The organism is Mitsuaria sp. RG (genome assembly GCF_028369275.1).
Taxonomy (GTDB): domain Bacteria; phylum Pseudomonadota; class Gammaproteobacteria; order Pseudomonadales; family Pseudomonadaceae; genus Aquipseudomonas; species Aquipseudomonas peradeniyensis.
Genome location: NZ_JAQMYQ010000021.1, coordinates 89,110 through 96,423, shown reverse-complemented (window position 1 = coordinate 96,423; position 7,314 = coordinate 89,110). Strand labels below are relative to the sequence as shown.

The window sequence follows — 7,314 nt, the reverse complement described above, 5'->3', positions numbered from 1 at the left end:
GGCCGGCCCGCCCCCCCCCCCCCCCCCCCCCCCCGGGGGGGGGGGGGGGGCCCCCCCCCCGCGATGCGTTACAGGGTCAGACGCGGAACTGGCTGACCAAGGTCTGCAGGTGACCACCCAGGCGCGCCAGCTCGACGCTGGAGGCGGCGGTCTCGTCGCTGGCCGCGGCGGTCTGCTCCGACACGTCGCGCACGTTGAGGATGCTGCGGCTGATCTCTTCGGCCACGGCGCTCTGCTGCTCGGCGGCGGCGGCGATCTGCTGGTTCATCGACTGGATATTCGACACCGTGCGGGTGATGCTCTCCAGCGAACCACCGGCCTTGCGCGCCAGCTCGACGCTGCTGTCGGTCAGGCTGCGGCTGCCGTTCATCACTTCGGCGACCTGCTGGGTGCCGTGCTGCAGGCTGGCGATCAGGCCTTCGATCTCTTCGGTGGACTGCTGGGTGCGCTGGGCCAGGCCGCGGACCTCATCGGCCACCACGGCGAAGCCACGGCCGGCCTCGCCGGCACGGGCCGCCTCGATGGCGGCGTTGAGCGCCAGCAGGTTGGTCTGCTCGGCCACCGACTTGATCACGTCCATGACGCTGCCGATCTTCTGGCTTTCCTGCTGCAGCAGGGTCATCGCCTCGGTGGAGCGGTGCACCTCATGGGCCAGGCGTTCGATCTGGCTGATGGCTTCACCCACCACCTTGTCGCCGACCCGGGCTTCGTCGTCGGCGTTGGTCGCCGCGTGGGAGGCCTGCTCGGCGTTACGCGCGACTTCCTGGACGGTGGCGGCCATCTCGTGCATGGCGGTGGCCACCTGGTCGGTCTCGACCTTCTGGCTGTTGGCGCCGGCGCTGGTCTGTTCGGTCACCGCCGACAGTTCCTCGGCGGCGCTGGCGATCTGGGTGACGCCGTCGCGGATGCCGGTGATCAGGTCGCGCAGGGTGGTGCCCATGCGGGCGATGCCCTGCTGCAGGGCGCCCAGTTCGTCGCGGCGGGTGACGCGCAGTTCCTGGGTGAGGTCGCCGCTGGCGATGCGGTTGACCACATCCATGGTTTCGCGCAGCGGGCGGGTGATCTGGCGGGTGATGATGAACGCGGCGAGCACGCCGACCAGCAGCGCCAGGAGGGTGGCGGTGGTCTGCAGGCTGCGGGCCTGGACGCTTTCGGCGTCACGGCGCTCGATCTGGATCTTGTACAGCTCGTCGCTGCGCTTGACGATGTCGGCGCCCTGCACGGTCATTTCGGCACGGGCCACGCCGATGGCGGCGGTGGCGTCGCGGAACTGGCGCACGGCGTCGCGGTAGGCCAGCACGGCGTTTTCGAACTGCTGGATGCGCGAGGCTTCGCCCGGCAGTTGGCGCTTGAGGCTGTCGATTTCGCTCAGGGCGTTTTCCAGCTGGCGCAGGGCGGCCTGCTCGGCTTCGTTGGTCAGGTCGGCGATGTAGCTGCGCACGTCCAGGCGAACCTGCACCAGTTGCTGCTTGGCCTTGCTGATGACCAGGTATTGCGCCAGGCGGCTGGCATCGCCTTCGGAACTGGACAGCACGGCGTTGCTGATGGCCTCGATCGCCTCATTGGCACGGCCGGCGGCCTGGTTCATCGACTCGCGGGCGGCGAGGGTGGTCTTGTAGCCCTGGCGCATCTTTTCCAGCGAGACGCGATATTCGCTGATGCTCTGGCCCTGCTCGCGCAGCAGCTTGACGTTTTCCGGGCTCTTGAAGGAGTTGACCAGGTGCTGCTGCTGGCTGCCGAAGGCGTCGAGCTTGGCCTGGACATTGGCCGCCGAGGCGTCGTCGCCGTTGGTCAGCATCCACTGCAGGCGGGCCACGCGCAGGTTGGTCAGGTCACTGTTGAGCTGGGTGATGTCGCTCATCCAGTTGCTGCGGTCGATGAGACTGCCCAGGCTGTTCCAGCCGGTCAGGGCCAGCAGGCCGGTCAGGACCAGGACCAGGCCGAAGCCCAGGCCGAGTTTGAGGTTGACGCTGATATTGGCGAACCAACTGTTCATGCACGCTCTCCCAGAGAATGATTTCGCTCACTTGATCTCAAAAGCTGGGCGTTGTTGTTGTCAGATAGCCCGCAGATTTGTGTAGGACTTATCGGCAAACAGGGGAGAAGCTGAAACGCTTTTTCAGCAAATTTGTAACTTGTTGAATACGTTTGTGTTTTTGATGTGGTCAATCGCGGGTACACCCGCCATGCGCACCTGTAGGCGCGCACTGGGGGATCGCGATCTCAAAGGCTCCGTGCGCTGAAGGTGTCGCACTGGTTCACGTCGCCACTGGAAAACCCAGCCTTGAACCAACGCTCGCGCTGTTGCGAGGTGCCATGGGTGAACGAGTCGGGCACCACCCGCCCTTGCCCCTGCTGTTGCAGGCGATCATCACCGATGGCATTGGCGGCGTTCAGCGCCTCTTGCACATCACCCGGCTCCAGCCAGTTCAGGCGTTTCTGCGCCTGGTAGGCCCACACGCCGGCCAGGCAGTCGGCCTGCAGTTCCTGGCGCACCAGCAGGCCGTTGTCACCTTCCATGCGTTGGCCATTGCGGCGCGCGGCGTCGACCTTGGCCGAGACGCCGAGCAGGGTCTGCACGTGGTGGCCGATTTCGTGGGCGATCACGTAGGCCTGGGCGAAGTCGCCGGCGGCCTTGAAGCGGGTTTCCATTTCCCGGAAGAACGTCATGTCCAGGTACACGCGCTGGTCGCCGGGGCAGTAGAACGGCCCGACCGCCGCCGAGGCGAAGCCGCAGGCGGAGTTGACCTGGCCACTGAACAGCACCAGCTGGGGATCGCGGTACTGCTTGCCCGCCTGGGCAAAGAGTGCCTTCCAGGTGTCCTCGGTGTCGCCGAGGATCGAGGCGACGAACTCGGCCTGCTCGTCGTTGGCCGGCGGCGCCTTGCTGCCGACGTTGGCCGGAGCGGTCTGCTGCTGCTCCATCTGCCCGGCCAACTGGCCGAGGATCTGCAGCGGGTCCTGACCGGTGAGCCAGCCGATGCCAACGATCAACAGGATGGCGCCGAGCCCGAGGCCCTTGCCGCCGCCGAAGCGCATGCCGCCGCCACCCCCTTCGCCGCGGGCATCGACCACGTTGTCGCTGCGTCGACCTTTTCGCCATTCCATATGGAGCTCTCCGGTTTGTGAAACATGAAGTCTAAAGATTAGTTCAGCGCTGCCCAGGGCGTCGCCCTGGTCGCTGATGCATAACCAAATGGTTATGTCTAAGACCGCTGAATTCAATATTCATCCCGACTGGCCTGCCGGAAACTGCAAGTCCGCCTGCCACGCCCAGGCGTTCGACAATTCCAAGAGAGGAAACCGGCATGCCCGCCCAGGACACCAGCCGCTTCGTGATCCGTGATCGCAACTGGCACCCCAAGGCCTTCACCCCCGACTACAAGACCTCGGTGGCGCGCTCGCCGCGCCAGGCGTTGGTCAGCATCCCGCAGTCGATCAGCGAAAGTACCGGCCCGGACTTTTCCCATCTGCGCTTCGGTGAGCACGACCACGACCTGCTGCTCAACTTCAACCAGGGCGGCCTGCCGATTGGCGAGCGCATCATCGTCGCCGGCCGTGTTGTCGACCAGTACGGCAAGCCGGTGCCCAATACCCTGGTCGAGATGTGGCAGGCCAACGCCGGCGGTCGCTACCGGCACAAGAACGACCGCTACCTGGCCCCGCTGGACCCGAACTTTGGCGGCGTTGGTCGTTGCCTGACCGACCGCGACGGCTACTACAGCTTCCGCACCATCAAGCCCGGTCCGTACCCGTGGCGCAACGGCCCCAACGACTGGCGCCCGGCGCATATCCACTTCTCCATCAGCGGGCCGTCGATCGCCACCAAGCTGATCACCCAGCTGTACTTCGAGGGCGATCCACTGATTCCGCTGTGCCCGATCGTCAAGTCGATCGCCAATCCTGAGGCGGTCCAGCGGCTGATCGCCAGGCTCGACATGGGCCATGCCAACCCCATGGATTGCCTGGCCTACCGCTTCGACATCGTCCTGCGCGGCCAGCGCCAGACCCACTTCGAAAATCGCTGAGGAGGCCCGTCATGCCTATCGAACTGCTGCCGGAAACCCCTTCGCAGACCGCCGGCCCCTACGTGCACATCGGCCTGGCCCTGGAGGCGGCGGGCAACCCGACCCGCGACCAGGAAATCTGGAACCGCCTGGCCCGGCCCGATGCGCCGGGCGAACATATCCTCTTGCTCGGCCAGGTGTACGACGGCAACGGCCACCTGGTGCGCGATTCGTTCCTGGAAATCTGGCAAGCCGATGCCAATGGCCAATATCAGGATGAATTCAACCTGGAGAACGCTTTCAACAGCTTCGGCCGCACCGCGACCACCTTCGATGCCGGTGAATGGACGCTGCACACGGTCAAGCCGGGGGTGGTGAACAACGCCGCGGGCGTGCCGATGGCGCCGCACATCAACATCAGCCTGTTTGCCCGGGGGATCAATATCCACCTGCATACCCGGCTGTACTTCGATGACGAGGGCGAGGCGAACGCCCGGTGCCCGGTGCTCAACCTGATCGAGCAGCCGCAGCGGCGCGAGACGCTGATCGCCAGACGTTGCGAGGTAGAGGGGAAGACGGCGTATCGCTTCGATATCCGTATTCAGGGGGAGGGGGAGACGGTGTTCTTCGATTTCTGAAGGCGTTTACGCGATCCCTGTAGGAGCGGCCTTGTGCCGCGAAAGGGCCGCAGAGCGGCCCCGGTGATTGATGTGTAAACGCTGGAATCCAGGGGTCGCTACGCGACCCTTTCGCGGCACAAGGCCGCTCCTACACACACACAGCGTGCAGGAGCCTGCCCTGCGAGCGTTTCAGCGCCGAACCAGCAGTACGCCGCTTTCCATATGGTGGGTATACGGGAACTGGTCGAACAGCGCGCAGCGTTCGATACGGTGGGTATCGTGCAGCTGGGCGATGTTCTGCGCCAGGGTCTCTGGGTTGCACGAGATATACAGGATGCGCTCGAAGCGGCGGGTCAGCTCGCAGGTGTCCGGGTCCATGCCGGCGCGTGGCGGGTCGACGAACACGGTGCCGAAGTCGTAGCTTTTCAGGTCGATGCCTTCCAGGCGGCGGAACGGGCGGACCTCGTTCAGCGCCTGGGTCAGCTCTTCGGCCGACAGGCGTACCAGGCGCACGTTGTCCACGCCGTTCTCGTCGAGGTTGTGCAACGCGGCATTGACCGAGGTCTTGCTGATCTCGGTGGCCAGCACCTTGCGCGCGCGGGTGGCCAGCGGCAGGGTGAAGTTGCCGTTGCCGCAGTACAGCTCCAGCAGGTCGTCCTGGCGCTCGCCCATGGCCTCGAAGGCCCAGCCGAGCATCTTCTGGTTCACCGCGCCATTGGGCTGGGTGAAGGCACCTTCGGGCTGGCGATAGCTGAAGGTGCGTCCAGCGATGTCGAGCTTCTCCACCGCATAGTCGCGGCCGATCACCACGCGCTTGCCCTTGGAACGACCGATCACGCTGACGTTCAGGTCGCTGGCCAGTTGTTGCGCGGCGGTTTCCCAGGCGTCGTCCAGCGGACGGTGGTAGCACAGGGTGACCATCGCATCGCCGGCCAGGGTGGTGAGGAACTCGACCTGGAACAGGCGATTGTCGAGCGCCTCGTTGCCCTGCCAGGCGGCCTTCAGGCGTGGCATCAGTTCATTGATGCGCTCGCTGGCGATGGGGAAATCGTTGATCAGGATCGCCTTGTGCTTCTCGCCCGGGGCGAACATCGCGTAATGGCGTTGGCCGTCCTCGCGCCACAGGCGGAACTCGGCGCGCAGGCGATAGTGCTCGCGCGGCGAGTCGAACAGCGCCGGCTCCGGCGCGCCGAACGGTGCCAGCAGCTCGCGCAGGCGGTCGGCCTTGGCCGCCAGCTGCGCATCGTATTGGGAAGGATCCAGGACAGCACTCATGCGGGGAACCAGCCCAGCTTGATGACGAACAGGATCGACAGGATCACCAGCGCCGGGTTCAGGTCGCGGTGACGACCGGAGATCAGCTTGATGGCGGTCCAGGCGATGAAGCCGAAGGCGATGCCGTTGGCAATCGAATAGGTCAGCGGCATGGCCAGGGCGGTCACCACCACCGGCGCGGCTTCGGTGACATCGTCCCAGTTGATCTCGGCCAGGCCCGAGGCCATCAGCACGGCGACGAACAGCAGCGCTGGCGCGGTGGCGAAGGCTGGCACGCTGCCGGCCAGCGGGGCGAAGAACAGCGCCAGCAGGAACAGCACTGCGACCACGATGGCGGTCAGGCCGGTGCGCCCGCCCGCGCTCACGCCCGCCGCCGACTCGATGTAGCTGGTGGTGGTCGAGGTGCCCAGCAGGGAACCGGCCATGGCGGCGGTACTGTCGGCGATCAGGGCGCGGCCCATCTTCGGCATGTGGCCGTCCTTGCCCATCAGGCCGGCGCGCTTGGCCACGCCGATCAGGGTGCCGGAGTTATCGAACAGGTCGACGAACAGGAAGGCGAAGATTACGCTGATCAGGCCGACGTCGAGGGCGCCGGCGATGTCCAGTTGCAGGAAGGTCGGGGCCAGTGACGGCGGCATCGACACCACGCCATTGAACGGAGTGACGCCCATCGCGATCGAGGCCACGGTCACCGCCAGGATACCGATCAGCACCGCGCCGCGGACCTTCAGCGACTCGAGGGCGACAATCAGGAAGAAGCCGAGGATGGCGAGGATTGGCGCCGGCTTGCTGAGGTCGCCCAGGCCCACCAGAGTGGCCGGGTTATCGACGACGATACCTGCGTTATGCAGGGCGATCAGTGCCAGGAACAGGCCGATGCCGGCAGCGATGGCCGAGCGCAGCGGCAGCGGGATGCTGTTCACGATCCACTCGCGGATGCGGAAGATCGACAGCAGGAAGAACAGCACGGCGGAGATGAATACCGCGCCCAGCGCCACCTGCCAGGTGTGGCCCATGTGCAGGACCACTGTGTAGGTGAAGAAGGCGTTCAGGCCCATGCCCGGCGCCAGGGCGATCGGGTAGTTGGCGATGATGCCCATGGTCACCGAGCCGATGGCCGCGGCCAGGCACGTGGCGACGAACAGCGCGCCCTTGTCCATGCCGGTCTCGCCGAGGATGCTCGGGTTGACGAACAGGATGTAGGCCATGGCCAGGAAGGTGGTGACGCCCGCGAGAATCTCGGTGCGCACATTGGTGTCGTGTGCTTTTAGTTGAAACAGCCTTTCCAGCATGCCTGCTCCCCGGGCGCCCTCGCGCCGTGAATGTATCGACCCCAACAGCAAAGCACAGACCGTACCGGATACCGTGGTTTTGTGTGGGGCGGAAAAAAGCCGCGCATCATACCAGCATGG

The 7,314-nt window shown here is 65.5% G+C and carries 6 protein-coding genes; 2 read left to right on the top strand and 4 right to left on the bottom strand.

Features of this window, described 5'->3' with window-relative positions; genetic code table 11:
* Positions 1–76: 76 nt before the first annotated feature.
* Complete coding sequence (locus POF53_RS13935) at positions 77–1,996, bottom strand: methyl-accepting chemotaxis protein (RefSeq protein WP_232855742.1); 1,920 nt, start codon at positions 1,994–1,996, stop codon at positions 77–79.
* Positions 1,997–2,223: 227 nt separating this feature from the next.
* Entirely contained in the window at positions 2,224–3,108 is an 885-nt protein-coding gene (gene ypfJ, locus POF53_RS13930) for a KPN_02809 family neutral zinc metallopeptidase (protein ID WP_232855741.1), read from the bottom strand.
* A 200-nt stretch (positions 3,109–3,308) separates the two neighbouring features.
* Here ypfJ and pcaH point away from each other — a divergent pair, with 200 nt between their 5' ends.
* Positions 3,309–4,028 (top strand): protocatechuate 3,4-dioxygenase subunit beta, encoded by a 720-nt coding sequence (gene pcaH / locus POF53_RS13925; RefSeq protein ID WP_203650476.1) that lies wholly within the window; start codon positions 3,309–3,311, stop codon positions 4,026–4,028.
* 17 nt (positions 4,029–4,045) lie between these two features.
* Entirely contained in the window at positions 4,046–4,645 is a 600-nt protein-coding gene (gene pcaG / locus POF53_RS13920) for a protocatechuate 3,4-dioxygenase subunit alpha (protein WP_498968137.1), read from the top strand.
* A gap of 171 nt (positions 4,646–4,816) precedes the next feature.
* Here the strand turns inward: pcaG and trmA are convergent, their stop codons facing one another.
* Positions 4,817–5,902 carry a tRNA (uridine(54)-C5)-methyltransferase TrmA gene (gene trmA / locus POF53_RS13915; protein WP_232855739.1) on the bottom strand — a complete coding sequence of 362 codons (1,086 nt, stop codon included), beginning with the start codon at positions 5,900–5,902 and terminating at the stop codon, positions 4,817–4,819.
* Positions 5,899–7,194: an NCS2 family permease gene (locus POF53_RS13910; protein WP_203650481.1), complete on the bottom strand. Its 1,296-nt coding sequence runs from the start codon at positions 7,192–7,194 to the stop codon at positions 5,899–5,901. Before POF53_RS13910 ends, trmA begins: the two co-directional genes overlap by 4 nt.
* Positions 7,195–7,314: the final 120 nt, after the last annotated feature.